The 14,245-nt window shown below is 41.1% G+C and carries 14 protein-coding genes; 9 read left to right on the top strand and 5 right to left on the bottom strand.

Going from position 1 to position 14,245, the window contains the following annotated elements; translation table 11 throughout:
• Positions 1-1,622, bottom strand: a 1,622-nt coding sequence (locus A3G19_RS06830; protein ID WP_294871483.1) for a CHASE domain-containing protein, incomplete at its 3' end; no start/stop codon positions are given.
• A gap of 270 nt (positions 1,623-1,892) precedes the next feature.
• Between A3G19_RS06830 and A3G19_RS06825 the strand changes: the two genes are divergently transcribed.
• Positions 1,893-3,395, top strand: a complete 1,503-nt coding sequence (locus A3G19_RS06825) for a response regulator (RefSeq protein ID WP_294871480.1) — start codon at positions 1,893-1,895, stop codon at positions 3,393-3,395.
• Positions 3,396-3,476: 81 nt separating this feature from the next.
• Entirely contained in the window at positions 3,477-4,715 is a 1,239-nt protein-coding gene (locus A3G19_RS06820) for a PAS domain-containing sensor histidine kinase (protein ID WP_294871476.1), read from the top strand.
• Positions 4,716-4,732: 17 nt separating this feature from the next.
• Here A3G19_RS06820 and A3G19_RS06815 read toward each other — a convergent pair whose 3' ends face one another.
• Both A3G19_RS06815 and glyS read right to left on the bottom strand, forming a co-directional pair.
• A complete protein-coding gene (locus A3G19_RS06815) occupies positions 4,733-4,948 on the bottom strand; it encodes a hypothetical protein (RefSeq protein ID WP_015653728.1) in 216 nt (71 codons plus the stop codon).
• A gap of 115 nt (positions 4,949-5,063) precedes the next feature.
• Positions 5,064-7,100: a glycine--tRNA ligase subunit beta gene (gene glyS, locus A3G19_RS06810; RefSeq protein ID WP_294871473.1), complete on the bottom strand. Its 2,037-nt coding sequence runs from the start codon at positions 7,098-7,100 to the stop codon at positions 5,064-5,066.
• Between the two features lie 170 nt (positions 7,101-7,270).
• Here glyS and A3G19_RS06805 point away from each other — a divergent pair, with 170 nt between their 5' ends.
• Positions 7,271-7,690, top strand: coding sequence for a class II SORL domain-containing protein (locus A3G19_RS06805; protein ID WP_015653730.1), 420 nt, complete (start codon positions 7,271-7,273; stop codon positions 7,688-7,690).
• Positions 7,691-7,738: 48 nt separating this feature from the next.
• On the opposite strand, the gene A3G19_RS06800 is transcribed toward A3G19_RS06805, so the two are convergent.
• Entirely contained in the window at positions 7,739-8,599 is an 861-nt protein-coding gene (locus tag A3G19_RS06800; protein WP_015653731.1) for an HDOD domain-containing protein, read from the bottom strand.
• A gap of 174 nt (positions 8,600-8,773) precedes the next feature.
• Between A3G19_RS06800 and A3G19_RS06795 the strand changes: the two genes are divergently transcribed.
• The 6 genes from A3G19_RS06795 (at position 8,774) to A3G19_RS06770 (ending at position 13,873) form a co-directional block, all read left to right on the top strand.
• The gene (locus A3G19_RS06795; RefSeq protein ID WP_294871489.1) at positions 8,774-10,411 is read left to right on the top strand and encodes a GGDEF domain-containing phosphodiesterase; all 1,638 of its coding nucleotides are present in this window, start codon (positions 8,774-8,776) and stop codon (positions 10,409-10,411) included.
• Between the two features lie 73 nt (positions 10,412-10,484).
• Entirely contained in the window at positions 10,485-11,147 is a 663-nt protein-coding gene (locus A3G19_RS06790; protein ID WP_015653733.1) for a uracil-DNA glycosylase, read from the top strand.
• Complete coding sequence (locus A3G19_RS06785; protein ID WP_294871470.1) at positions 11,144-12,211, top strand: hypothetical protein; 1,068 nt, start codon at positions 11,144-11,146, stop codon at positions 12,209-12,211. Before A3G19_RS06790 ends, A3G19_RS06785 begins: the two co-directional genes overlap by 4 nt.
• A complete protein-coding gene (locus A3G19_RS06780; RefSeq protein ID WP_015653735.1) occupies positions 12,189-12,857 on the top strand; it encodes a Crp/Fnr family transcriptional regulator in 669 nt (222 codons plus the stop codon). The genes A3G19_RS06785 and A3G19_RS06780 overlap by 23 nt, the downstream gene beginning before the upstream one ends.
• A 57-nt stretch (positions 12,858-12,914) precedes the next feature.
• Positions 12,915-13,421, top strand: coding sequence for a ferritin-like domain-containing protein (locus tag A3G19_RS06775; protein WP_294871467.1), 507 nt, complete (start codon positions 12,915-12,917; stop codon positions 13,419-13,421).
• A 2-nt stretch (positions 13,422-13,423) separates the two neighbouring features.
• A complete protein-coding gene (locus A3G19_RS06770; RefSeq protein WP_294871465.1) occupies positions 13,424-13,873 on the top strand; it encodes an ankyrin repeat domain-containing protein in 450 nt (149 codons plus the stop codon).
• Here A3G19_RS06770 and A3G19_RS06765 read toward each other — a convergent pair.
• Complete coding sequence (locus A3G19_RS06765) at positions 13,865-14,239, bottom strand: YbgC/FadM family acyl-CoA thioesterase (RefSeq protein WP_294871464.1); 375 nt, start codon at positions 14,237-14,239, stop codon at positions 13,865-13,867. The genes A3G19_RS06770 and A3G19_RS06765 overlap by 9 nt on opposite strands.
• Positions 14,240-14,245 lie beyond the last annotated feature (6 nt).

The following is a 14,245-nucleotide window of genomic DNA, read 5'->3' as shown; positions in this document are numbered from 1 at the left end:
TGATCTATCACGGCCGCTGCCACTTCAAACAACTCTCTACGTATCCGTTCAGGGATAAACAATTCAACAAAGTTTTTACCAACCACATCAGATGCAGAATAACCTAAAATTTCACACCCACGGCGATTAATAAGTTTGATCGTAAAATCGGTATCAATCACCAAAATCATAACATCAACGATATCCAGATAATTTTGTGCCGACTCTTTTTCCGATACAAGGGCTCTCTCAATTTTTTTCCGTTCGGTTATTTCCCTCGATGAAGCATACAGATACGCTACACCGTCTGCATCGATACGTCGTGCCGTAATTTCAACGTCAAACAGACTTCCGTCTTTGCGCCGGAATTCCGTTTCAAAGCTCATTGGAATAGCTGACACGGCCTTCAACGCGTTCCGAATCTCTTCATGCGACAATTTAGCTTCCCAATCGTATACACTCAACCCGTGCACATCATGTTCGTCATAACCGAGCATCTGAAGAAATGACGGGCTGCATTCGATCAGATTACCATCCGTGTCGAGGATGTGGATACCGTCAACGGAAGATTCTAACATCTTTTGAAACCATGAACGGCTCAATTCAAGTTCAACCGTATTTCTCTGAAGCATCCTTCGGCTTCGCAACAGTTCCACAATGGTGTAAAGCAAAATAAAATAGAGCCCTAATCCTACCATAGCAGCAAAAATAGGGTAAAAAGTATCCATCGATCGATCGAACTGCCGTGTACTGGAATAATAAAGGTGCCATATTCTTCCGCCAATATTAATGGTTTTATGGGCAGTATGTTCCGATAGATAACCGATCGATTTTGTGCGGTAGAGCAAATGATCTGCCGAGCGCCGTGGACCGTCATATATCTCTAGTTGAATCGATTCGTCATGTTCTCCAAGCGCCTCCATCAAATCGTTCATCCGAAAGGGACTGTAAACAAATCCGATCAACGCACGACGTCGTTCTTCCACCGTATCACTCTTCTCTCCGGTTTTATAAAACGGTAGATACATCAGACATCCTGCCTGTACCTTTTTATCAATTTCCTGAACCAGCTTTACTTTTCCAGAAACCGCTACTGAACCCGTATCTGCCGCTCTCTGCATCGCTTCACGGCGGGTAGGTTCAGAGTACATATCGTATCCGATGGCAGCCTGATTGCGTATATCAAGGGGTTCAAGGTAGAGAATCGCACTGTAGCGATCCCGTTTGCCTTCCGGTCTGAGGAGAAATGAAGAGTACCCCTCATCTCTCATTTTCTCCTCTATCGGACCGACCTGTTCAGGAGTGAGCATCATCGAGAAGCCTATCCCCTGCATTCCACTATAATATTTTTCAGGATCAAGGGTCTGAACAAACTGCCGCCATTCCTCACGCGAGACATAACTGCTCCCCTGCATGAATCCGACACCGCTGCGCAATGCATTTTCATATCGATGCATCCGTCTATCTATAGCGTCACTATTATCATGGACATAATGTTCAAAAAGATCTTGTGCATTCTTGTACAAAAATAGATCCGTCGTATACCAAACCCCTGCAGCGACAATAACCGATAAGATAAATCCTATAATCGTAATGAACCGGCTGTGTATCAAATCCGAAGGGAGTAAAGTATGCGCAATCATCCGCTTCAGCATGGCATCTCAAAAAACAATTGTGTTATCATAAAGTAACCCGAACCATCGTTAAACCATCCCACAAAAATATCCTTACCCTCATTCTCATATAAAACTTATTATAAAAAAATAAAGTCATAAAACAATCATAACGACTACACTATCTCCACGCATTTCAGGGTGCATACATACGTAAATTTTTTTCTTGAGATTTTTTTATGACTTTATAACTATAAAATGGACATTAACCTAATCAAGTAAAACGGATAAAAAATTACGATGAATGATATTGTCAAACAATTAACGGCACTTGGACAGGATATCAATATCCTCTACATCGAAGACAACAAAGGATTGCGAGAAAGTATCGTAGGATTATTGTCAAAAATTTTTCCTCATCTTTTGTATGCCGAAAATGGCGAGATTGGACTGGATTTCTATTATAAGCACACTCCTGATATCGTATTGACCGATATTAAAATGCCGGGATTAAGCGGATTAGATTTATCCAAGAAAATCAAACAAGACAATAATGATGTCCGGATTATCTTCCTCTCCGCTTTTGACGATAAAGAATATTTGCATGAAGCAATCGATATAGGGGCTTTTAAATATCTCTCGAAACCTACCAAAGTCCCTTTATTAATCACCACACTGCATGAAGCTGTATTATCCATTAATAAAGAACGTAATAAACGGATTTTCGAAAATCAGCTTACCGATATTTTCAACTATCAAAACAACCTGCTTATGATGCTAAACGGCACAGAACCCATAGTCGTCAATCGACAGTTTCTTGACTTTTTTGGAGTTAAAACACTGAATGAGTTTGTTGACATACATAAGGGAGTGGGTGAATTACTTTTGGAACACCAAGGTTTTTTGTATCCGACTGCAGAATCCGGGTGGTTTGAAATTGCACTGGAAAATCCCGGGAAACTTTTCCATACAAAAGTCCATAATCATCATAAGGAAGCCCGACATTTGATTATGAAACTGAGGGTAATACCGGAAAAGCAAAACTTAGTCATTCTCTCTTTTGATGATATAACCGATTTGAATTTAATGATGATTTTTGATGGGAATGCAACTAAACATGATCAAAAACTTCATGATTGTACTGCCGTAAGAAAGCTTTTGCACGTGGTTAAAGAAAACGCTTCTGAAGTCAAACTTCATAATTTTTATCGTGGATTGACCATTGTAAACAATGCGGTTTTGGTCTCTATGGATGATCAAAAAGTGGTCCTTAAAACATCCCATTCACAGCTAAAAGCTATTAAACTGGCTAAAAATATCATCATTTCTTCTGAGCTTTTTCCATTCAGTGTTTTATGCAACGCAGCCAATTCAATTGACTTTGATCAGCAGACTGTAACGTTTTCTGAAATGCATTTTGTTCAAGAAAGCGCTAATCAACGAGCCAATATACGGCTTGAACCTGACCCTGAACGTCACAGTGTTACGTTGTTCCAAAATGAAATCAAATTTTTTGGAAATATTCGTATTCTGGATATTTCCATTTGTTCCGTCAAAATCGAGATGGACGCGCTTCCTGCATCACTCTCCGTCGGTGAAATTTCCAAAATCGTCATTGTTCTCGAAACGGATAAACAGCCGTTAAACTTAACACTCTCCGGTACAGTGTATCGGATTGATAATTTCTACCGAAGTTTTCATGTTGTCTTTCTTTTTGAGCTTTCATCCACCTACCACGACAAATTACTCGATTATATTGCCAAACGGCAGATGGAGCTTATACGTGAATTTAAAATTCTTTAAAAAACTCCTTTTTCGCTCCTCCAATCTTGATGTTTTGAGTGACTTCCCTCCTTTGATAAAAATAGTGACAAGGAGCCCTCTTTGCTGATCATATTAGCCTCTTTAGCGATATTTTTTTTGATAGTATTGAGTATTTTCTCTTTTTCAAAAACTGCCGAGCATGCTCGAATGTTGGCACACAAAATGACGGTAGAAATCAGAAATCTCAATACTGAACTCGAAAACATGATCAATTCAGCACCCAATCCGATTATCGTCCATTCAGAAGACGGTACAATCGTAAAAATAAATCGGGCATGGAGTGATATTTGCGGCTACACGCATGAAGAAACTCCTACGGTTGACATATGGGTTGATAAAGTTTATAAAGAGCAGCAAGAAGGGATAAAAGAATATATCCGAAGCCTATACAAAATAACGCAAAAAGTAGATGAAGGCGAATTCTCGTTTTACAGTAAATCCGGTGAAAAAGTGACCTGGCAATTCAGTACAGCACCCTTTGGAATACTTAATGGGAAGAAAACAGTCATATCTTCTGCAATGGACATCACAGAGCTCAAGAACAAAGATCATATGCTTATGATGCAATCACGTCACGCGGCAATGGGTGCGATGATTTCGATGATTGCCCATCAGTGGCGACAGCCTCTCGCATCCATTGCTGCGATTTCAGGAACCTTGAATCTGCAAACGATGCTGGGTCAATACGACCAGGAGCACTTCGCGGAAAAATTGAACCTAATCAGTGACCTTGCAATAGATTTATCGGATACGATCAATGATTTTAGAAACTTTTTCAAAGAAGATAAAACCAAACAATTATCGAGTTGGAAAGAATTGATTAATGGTAGTCTTGAGATCATACAGCCAATGTTGATAGCTAAGAACATACAGGTGGACGTTTCTTACGGCGAAGATCATTTTTTTATGACCTACCCTCGTGAAATAACACAGGTAATCCTCAATATTTTTAAAAATGCAGAAGATGTTTTGATCGAAAATTCTATCCTACACCCAAAAATTTGGATTCGAATATCCTCTCAAAATGGACAGGCCTCTCTAGCAATTGAAGACAATGGAGGAGGAATCCCCACGGAACTGATTGATAAAATTTTTGACCCTTATTTCAGTACAAAATTTGATAAAGATGGAACAGGCATCGGTCTATATATGTCCAAAACAATAGTCGAGCAGCATTGCAATGGAAAATTAACCGTTAACAATACGATTCATGGAGCATGTTTTACTATTCAATTGCCGATTAAAAATCCAATGGATTTGAAAAATGATTTATCCGACGTAGAAAAACTGTTGCATTAAAACATCATTGAAAACGGCTAAATTCTTTCATTAATTTTCATCTGCAGCGTATTCATCCGTTCCATAAGATCCACTAATGCGGATGTATTTTTCATTTTCATACCCGCCAAACGATATTGTTCTTCCATCGATACAATACTGCTCAATTCAGAGAGAATATTTAACAGTTCAAGATTTAACTCTTCAATATTTTCATCCTGAAGAGTAGGATTTTGATGATTATTTGAAACCATTTTTATTTTTTCCTCTACTATTTCTTTTCAAAAATAATAATAAAAAATAGTCTCAATACAATCATAAAGATATTTTTTGGCTCCCAATCATTAGATTGGGAACAAAGAGATCTCTTTATAAGGTGATATTTTTGATGTCGGCAATTGCGTAAAGCTCAGCGTAAATCATTCCGACAAGGGCTTTTCGATTGGCACGGACGTTTAAATCTTCGGCATTGACCATAACGTTGTCGAAGAAGGTATCGAGCGGCGCTTTGAGAGCGAACAACGCATCCAAACGCTCTTCGAGGGTTTCATACTCTGATTCTATAACGGCTTTAGCCAACGTGAAGAGATTGCGTTCCGCATCGTTTTCAAACAACGATTCGTTAACGCTGAAACCTTTATCCATTGCTTCGTCTTTGAGGATGTTACTGACCCGTTTAAACGTGGAGAACGCTTCAATAAATGTGTCTGAAGATGCGATGGAAGCAACGGCTCGAATCTTACGGTCGATCTCCAGGAGATCAAGTTCGACATGAGCATCTTTGGCAACAACGGATTGGATGATTGATGGATTAACCCCGATATACGCTCCCGCAAGTCGTTCGATTACAAAGGTCTCAACGTTCTTTTTGTACTCTTTGCCTTGCGGATAGATCGATGCAAGCTGATCGATCAATGTAGAGAAATTGAGAGGGATTTGGTGTGCTACGGCGATTTTGATAATCCCGTTCACCGCACGGCGAAGAGCGAACGGATCGCGTGAACCGGTCGGAATCTCACCAATACTGAACATACCGATGAGGGTATCGACTTTCATCGACATTGCGACAATCGCGCTGAGCATCGTGCTCGGCAGTGCACTCTCTTCACCGCTTGGGAGATATTGCTCTTTAATCGCTGTTGCGACTTCAGCATCCTCACCGAGGGCAAGGGCGTAGTAATACCCCATAAGTCCCTGAAGTTCAGTAAATTCATAGACCATTTCGGACATCAAATCGGCTTTTGCCAACTCCATTGCACGCTCTAAGTGGTCAGGATTAATATTATCATATATTAAATTTGCAATAGTCGATGCGACCACTTTTTCACGAGTGATTTTCTCTGCCAATGTCCCTAAACCGTTCATAAATACGACTTTTTCCAACCCTGCGGTGCTAAGCCCTTTTTTGAGGTCGTTGCGGTAGAAAAAGAGGGCATCAGAGAGGCGTGGGCGGAGAACGCGCTGATTTCCTTCGATTACGTGGGTAAAATCATCGGTCAGCGCATTCGATACGACGACAAATGCGTTGATAAGTTTGCCCTCTTTAAAGACCGGAAAATAACGCTGATGTTCTTTCATCGAGGTGATGATAACTTCGGGAGGCAATTCGAGGAAACTCTCATCAAAGCTTCCGAGTAATGGAGTAGGATGCTCGGTGATCGCAACAACTTCATCCAAAAGATCGACATCAACTTCAATGGTGATACCGTGCTCAGATTCGAGCGCAGCAAAATTTGCCAAGATCGATTCGCGGCGGCTTTGCGGATAAAGATTCACCGATCCCTCTTTGAGCAAATCAAAATAGTGATGGATTGAGTTTACCGCTTTCGCTTCGAAATGACTGATACGATGGACATACGTTTCCAAAGATGATCGTACACCAAATAGCTCTACCTCTACAAGATCTTCACCCAAAGTGGCATTAATCCAGCGGATAGGACGGATAAAACTCTCGTGGTTACTGCCCCAACGCATCGATTTACCGAAGTTGAGACTTTTAATCCATTGTTCAATCATCTCTCCGAGAATTTCACTGCTGGAGCGTCCAGCAACGCTTCGACTGAAATAAAGGACCTCTTTACCCCCTTTTTCAGCACGCATAAGTTGATCGAACTCTACCCCGCATTTTTTCGCAAATCCCAAAGCCGCCGGAGTCGGAGCTCCGTCTTTGATTGCCATTTCAACAGGCGCTCCGTAAAACTCTTCGACACGGTCATCTTGATGTGTTTTAAATTCACGGTGCCACAAAACCAAACGGCGCGGCGTATAATAAAACTCAAACTCTCCCGCGAGAGCATTTTTCTCCAGTACGGCTAACCATTTTTTCTCGATCTCACTCAGTTCTTTGAGCAAGGGGACCGCCGGGAGTTCTTCAACACCGATTTCAATCAAAAGAGGTTTTAACATATCACTTATCCATCAATCATTTTTAAAGCCCGATTTTACCCCTTTGATGGTTAAAAATGGCTGTTGCTTTGGAAAAAATTAATTCAGAGATAAAGTATCCTATTTAGAAGAAGTTAAAAGTTTGGGTGAGTACAATACCCCCCTCATATTAAATTCAACAAGGAACAAAGATGCCAACCATCAATCGTTACGTAGATATCAGCACTGTAGATCGTGAAGCGAAAAAAGATTATATCGATCGTCATTCTCCGTTTATCCACTGTGCCGAGAATGCTAAAAAAGGGGAAAAATTTGCCGTTACGGTAAAAATGGGGAACGAATATTCTCACCCGGATGATTTCGATCACTTTATCGCCAACATCGCGCTTTACAATGGAGAAACATTGCTTGCACGTGCTGATTTTGTCCCGGGAACACTCGGAAATGAAAAAAATCATGCGGAAGTAACCTTCAACATCGTTCCAATGGGTAAAAAATTGACTCTGGTAGCGCACGGTTACTGTACTAAACACGGCGTTTGGGAATCAACACCGGTAGAAGTCGAAGTTCAAGAAGCTTCCACTTGCTGCGGCGGCGGGCACTGTTCGTAACTCTTCTTAAAGCCCTGAGTTAGGGGGCTTTAACCTCTCACTTTCGCTTTATTCTTCAACAGCCAATAAAATTTCATACGCTATTCTCGCATCACTCACAGAAAAATCGTATTTGACTAAAACCGCTTCAACCTCTTCGAACGGGGTAATCCCTTTGAGCGTGAAGAGCGTTCGGGCACACTTCAAAGCCGCACACGTTTTTGGTTCAAGCCCATCATCAGGACTAAGTGAATAGCACAATGAGTTGACAAATATCTTCTCAAAATTCCAAAATTCAAACAATTGAGCCGCCAACTCATCACTGGAACGTCCCAAAATATTTTTTTCTTCAATACTCAGTTTTTCCGGTTCATTTTCACTAAAGCTGTACGATTGATGAGTAAACATAAGCACATAAGAGGTAACCAAGCGCCCTATTTCGAGAATAAAGGTTAATCCGCCCAAGGACTGGAGAATGGCACGGTGTTTTTTACCAAGCCAAATATCCAAAAATCGTTGTTGTTGTTCCATCACTCGAAACCATTGGTGTACATCAATCCCATACGGGGCTACATCGGTAAAAGGATGGGCTCTTAACGCCGCTGTAAGTGCCATTCCACGAACCGCCGCAATACCAAAAAGTGCAATTGCCTGAGAGATTGACGTAATCGGATAACGAAATCCATGATAGGGTACATTGGAAAAGCGTAAAATATCCGTATAGAGCATCGGATCGGACTCTATAACACGAATGACCGCTTTTAAATCTATCTCATCTGCCATACAAAGTTCATTGAGTTTGTTAATTGATTCGGGTAATGGAGGAAAAGATTCTATCGAATAAAGTAGATTGCTACCCACACTCAGCCTTTGGAAAATAATTGAACGTATCGGTCGGATTTTAGCATGATTTTTAAATTTTTTTTCCATATAACCTTTGCTATTACTTAATTTTAAATCTTATCGAGATAATATAAGCAATAAATTTATCCAAAAATAGAACAATTATTGATCAAATAAATACATTTTAAAATTAAAATTATTTAGTAAGACAATATGCTTTTCATCATTTTTTGAATTCTTAAAAGGCTGTGTGTGAATATAATGTCCATTTCTAAATCGCATAAAAGATTGAATGACATCCATGCACATGAGAATAAGCGAGAATTTGAGATCCTTGCAATGGCCATGAAAAATGCCTCAGACAGTATGATTGTCACCGATCGATACAACAATATTATCAAAGTAAATAACGCTTTTGTCAACACATTTGGGTATGACGAAAAAGAAGTGATCGGGAAAAATACCCATTTTCTCTCCTCTCCCAAACACGATAGCTCTTTTTACGATCAAATGTGGAATACCTTATTGCGAGAAAAGCATTGGAGCAGTGAAATTTGGAACAGGCGTAAAAATGGAGATATTTTTCCGGCATGGGTGAGTATAAGCGCCATCATGGATGAAAATAAAAAAATCCAAAATTATCTCGCCATTTTTACCGATTTATCCGCATTACGAGAGAGCCAAGAACAATCACTGAAACTGGCCTACTACGATCAGTTGACCGGATTGCCGAATCGCCAAAAAATCGTTGCCGATATGGGTCAAAGAAACCCGTCGGTTTGTGTCATATTTAATATCGACGACTTTAAAGAGATCAATGATTTTTACGGGATCGAAACGGGCGACAATATTTTGAATCAGGTTGGACACTGGTTTAGTAAAATGAATTTCTTCCCGTACCGCATCAGCGGTGATGAATTCGCCATTTTGTTGTATGAAAACTTTACGTGGCATGATCTACGGAATCGGATTAAGGCGTTAATGTCGTTATTGGATGAAAAGATCTTTTTAGTCCGAAATGAAACGATTAACATCCGGATGACCGTCGGTGCTGCGATCGGTCACAGCAAACTGTTGACACGTGCCGATATTGCTTTAAACGGAGCGAAAAAAGAGAAAACATCCATTGCACTTTATGCCGAACATGAAAATATTGAAGAGACCTATCGTTCCAATATGAGAATGAGCGCCATGATCCGTATTGCTCTGGCGCAAAAACGGATCATTTGCCATTATCAACCGATCGTAAATCTCATCACCGGAGAGATTAATAAATACGAAACATTGGTCCGTATGGCGGACACGGATAACAATATGATATTTCCTGCAAGATTTTTGTCTATTGCCAAAAAAACGAAACTCTATCCTCAAATTACCATAGAAGTTGTCAATCAAGCCTGTGCTCTTTTTGCAAACCGAAATGAAGAGTTTTCCATTAATCTCTCCGATAGCGATATTCGAAATCCTCACATCGTCAACGAAATTATCCATACGATTACAAAAACCAAAACGGCATCACGAATCGTTTTTGAAATTCTCGAATCCGAAGGGATCGAAAACTATGAAGAAGTAGTCGAATTTATTACCACCGTAAAAGCATTAGGGGCAAAAATAGCGATTGATGATTTTGGGACCGGATACTCCAACTTTGAAAATATTCTCAAGCTTAATGTTGATTACATCAAAATCGACGGTTCTCTTATCCAAGGGATTACGGATAATCCGAGGCACCATATTGTTGTCGAAACTATCGTTAATTTTGCCCACAAAATCGGGGCCAAAACCATTGCTGAATTTGTAAGTTCTGAAGCGATTTATACCGTAGTCAAAGAGCTTGGGATTGATTATTCCCAAGGATACTATACCGGTAAACCCGAAGAAATCATCTCATCACCTTAAGTTTATTCATTCTATTTATCTCCTTTTAACCCCATCTTCTTTATACTCTCTCAAATTCATAGAAGTGAAACCCGTGGACTCTTTTCAAAATCTCGCACTGCTCGAAAATCTTTACCGTTTAAAATCACTGGGCTACACCTATGTCGATCCGATTACACCCAATATTCAAACCACTTCGAGTACCTTGCCCGATTCGATAAGCACCTTGGCTCAAAGCATTGCACAATGTTATCTGTGCGATCTGAGTAAATCACGTCGCCAAAGCATGATCGGCTGCGGTGATCCCAAAGCACCGTTGATGTTTATCGATGCCTATGTCTCTGCCGCAGAAGATGAAGCCGCAGGATATTACATCGGAAGATCAGGGGTGATGCTGCGTGATATGATCGAAAAAGTGATCAATCTCACCATTGAAGAGGTTTATTTGACCCATGCTGTTAAATGCAAACCCTTTGGTTTTCAAAATCCATCATCCAGTGAATGCAACAGCTGTACTCCCTTTTTGTCCAAACAAATCTCACTCATAAAACCTCGCATACTCGTCACACTCGGACCCGATGCGTACCAAATCCTGACCGGTGACAATGGAGATTTTGAGCGCGTTCGCGGAGAAGTGATCCCTTTTGGAGATGCGCTGTTGATACCGATGTACCATCCCCTCTATCTCGTTCGGAATCCATCACTCAAAAAAGAGACCATGCGTGATTTACAAACCATCAAGGCTCAGTTATTATGATTTTCATCCGTATCTTTTTTATTGCATCGATCCTTTTTTTCTTGACTTATGCCCAAAATATGACGATTCGAAAATCCTCTGACACATCGCCCCTTTCACGTAATGTTACCCCAGTAGATTCAACCATTAAAATTGCCGTTATCTCTTCACCCAAAGTTATTGGAAAATACTCTCAGACCCTTTATAATGTCTCACTTGCCACCCTTTTAAGCCGACGCAGTGATCATTTTGAACTTAAACGCTACGATATGCCGGATGAATCTGCCGCCTCACTCTCTCGCGTCTTGGAAGAAGTACGTCATGATGGGATGGATGCGATACTCGCCCCTCTCACCGCAATGGGAGCCAAAGAGATGATTACTCTCAATACCAATCTCCCCGTCTTTATCCCCACCGTCCACAAACGCGACCTCCCCGATGCACCTGAGAATTTTACGTTCGGAGGGATCGATTATGTTGCCCAAATCGAAGCGCTGCTCCCGTATATGGGTGATTCAATCGCCATTTTTTATGACAGTTCATCGGTCGGAACCCAGCTAAAAGCTACTACAGAAGAGGTATTTTTTGCCCATAAAAGTGAAAAGAAGAGGGTTTCGAGCTATCCGGTAGATTTGAGGGGAGACAACATTATCTCTCATCTCTCAAAGCCATCGAAATTTAATAAAGCGAGCATTATTCTCCATATTCCGGTAGTCAAAAGCGCTCTTCTAACCGCACATATGACATTTACCGGAGTCAAAGAGAAAAACATCCTCTCAACGCAGATCAATATCGATCCCACACTCCTCACTCTAACCCAATACAATGACCGTAAAAATATGATCCTTGCTAACTCTTTGATCGAATTCCCCTCAACAATTTACGAGGCTAATGCCCTGATGAATAATGATATCACCGTCGATTGGATCCAATACTCCACCAGTGTCGGTATCGACTATTTGATTTCAGATCTCACCCACACCCATAGGGAGTACACTATGCGTCTTATTAATGCTCAGGTGATTTATCCTGTCGAATTACTGCGTGCGAAAGAGTTTGGTTTTGAACCCCTTAGCGCCCGATAAAACGATTTTTTCCGACAACGTTGGATTATTTAATCATTTAACCCCTGATCAGCAGAAAAAAATCGAGCAAATCGGTATTCTTCGTCATTACTCAGCAGGTGAAATTGTCTTTTATGAGGGAGATGAAAGCAATTATTTTCATTTTCTTCTCCAGGGTGAAGTTAATGTTTTTAAAGTATCCGCCAGCCATGAGACGATGCTCATCCACCGTTTCCGCGCCCCCTCACTGATCGCTGAAGTTGCCACTCTCAAACAAATCCCCTACCCGGCATCGTGTGAATCTACTCAAAACTCCACTGTTCTTAAAATTTCGCGTGACCCGTTTTTGCAACTGATCCAAAACGACCCCTCTTTGAGCATCGCACTCATCTCATCTTTGACACAAAAAATCGGAGCATTAGAGAGCTCACTGCAGCGGCACAGCGCTCCGAATGCATTGGCAAAAGTAGCACGTTTAGTCCGTGATGACCCGAATATTTTTCAACGTCTCAAAGGGATTGAAATAGCTCGCTTGATCGGAATCACCCCCGAAACGCTCTCTCGAATGCTTAAAAAACTGAAATCTGAAGGGGTTATTACTATGTCAAAAGTAAATGGCATAACTCTTTTGCTCTCTGATGAACTTAACCGTTACAGCGGAGAATAATTTTCCTTTAAGAGAAGCAGTGATAGAGTTGGATTATCTATCAATAAGGGGTATTTAATGGGGAAAAGAGGGATTTCACTTCTGCGCGGGATTGAAGCACAAACCGTGTATGAACTTCTGAATAAAGCATATTGTGATGAATGGCTCGCATACTACCAATATTTTATCGAATCCAAAGTGGTGAAAGGGTTGATGAAAGACGCCGCTATCGTCGAACTCACTCAGCACGCCGCCGATGAACTTCGTCATGCCACAATGCTATGCGATCGTATTATTCAACTCGGGGGAACTCCTGCTCTGCACCCTGCTGAGTGGTTAACCAATACCAATTGCGGTTACGATGCACCCACGGAATCTGATGTACGTAAAGTACTGGAACAAGCGATCAAAGGGGAGCAATGTGCCATCGGTGTTTACTCAAACATCCTCGACATTACACGTGAAAAAGATATTATTACCTACGATTTGGTCTCTCAAATTTTAGCCGATGAAGTGGAGCATGAAGAGGATCTTCAAGCGTTGTTTGACGATATCGAAGAGTTCATCGAGCAGTTCAAGAAATAAGAATGAAATATCCATTTTTTCTCTCCATTTTTATGGCTTTATCACTTCAGGGAGCCGATATACTAGAACTGGTTGGGCTGCTTGATCGTAACGACACCCAAACATTTCACTCACGTATCCAAACCCTTAGCGATGCCAACACAGCGCGCGAGGATAATAATAAAACCATTTTGATGTATGCCGTGTGGGTCGGGAATACTGAGGCGGTCAAGTATCTGATCGAAAAAGGGGCCGATGTTAATGCTCAAGATGCAGGAGGTGCCACAGCATTGCATCTCGCGGCATGGAAAGGTCATACGCCTATTGCTGTGTATCTGATTGAAAAAGGTGCATCTGCAAATGCCATGAGCAAAGAGGGGATGACTCCGCTGGATATTGCTATGATGCGTGAAAATCATGAAATCGGTGCAGCAATCGAAAAAGCGGCTCCCAAACTCAAGCCCCTACTCTAAAGCGGATAAAAACGCTTTTTCCGCTGCAGGGATTTTCGTCATATTCCCTGCGAAATTGATATAAACCAAATCGATTTTCATTTCAAATATTTTTTCATCTTCACGAAAAATCTGCTGCAATAAGCTAAACGAAGCATTTTTTATCTGTATGAGGGTTGTTTTTACCTCTAAAATTTCTCCAAACTTAGCACTTTTGAGATAATCGGCTTCGATGTGCTTCGCCACAAAATGCCCCCCCTCCAATATCGGAGAACGCCCCGCATCAAAAAAGAGCTGACTTCGGGCCCGTTCGCAAAAATTAAGATAATTGGAGTGATAGACAACTCCGCCGACGTCGGTATCTTCATAGTAAACTCGTATTTGCATTCATAA

The organism is Sulfuricurvum sp. RIFCSPLOWO2_12_FULL_43_24, from assembly GCF_001829605.1.
In the GTDB taxonomy this organism is placed as follows: domain Bacteria; phylum Campylobacterota; class Campylobacteria; order Campylobacterales; family Sulfurimonadaceae; genus Sulfuricurvum.
Note: the sequence above shows the minus strand (reverse complement) of the source record. Positions and strands in the feature narration are given on the sequence as shown.

Coding starts and splice junctions, on each gene's coding strand:
- A3G19_RS06825 (WP_294871480.1), top strand. CDS start 1,893: ATGAATGATATTGTCAAACAATTAACGGCACTTGGACAGGATATCAAT.
- A3G19_RS06815 (WP_015653728.1), bottom strand. CDS start 4,948: ATGGTTTCAAATAATCATCAAAATCCTACTCTTCAGGATGAAAATATT.
- glyS (WP_294871473.1), bottom strand. CDS start 7,100: ATGTTAAAACCTCTTTTGATTGAAATCGGTGTTGAAGAACTCCCGGCG.
- A3G19_RS06805 (WP_015653730.1), top strand. CDS start 7,271: ATGCCAACCATCAATCGTTACGTAGATATCAGCACTGTAGATCGTGAA.
- A3G19_RS06800 (WP_015653731.1), bottom strand. CDS start 8,599: ATGGAAAAAAAATTTAAAAATCATGCTAAAATCCGACCGATACGTTCA.
- A3G19_RS06795 (WP_294871489.1), top strand. CDS start 8,774: ATGTCCATTTCTAAATCGCATAAAAGATTGAATGACATCCATGCACAT.
- A3G19_RS06785 (WP_294871470.1), top strand. CDS start 11,144: ATGATTTTCATCCGTATCTTTTTTATTGCATCGATCCTTTTTTTCTTG.
- A3G19_RS06775 (WP_294871467.1), top strand. CDS start 12,915: ATGGGGAAAAGAGGGATTTCACTTCTGCGCGGGATTGAAGCACAAACC.
- A3G19_RS06770 (WP_294871465.1), top strand. CDS start 13,424: ATGAAATATCCATTTTTTCTCTCCATTTTTATGGCTTTATCACTTCAG.
- A3G19_RS06765 (WP_294871464.1), bottom strand. CDS start 14,239: ATGCAAATACGAGTTTACTATGAAGATACCGACGTCGGCGGAGTTGTC.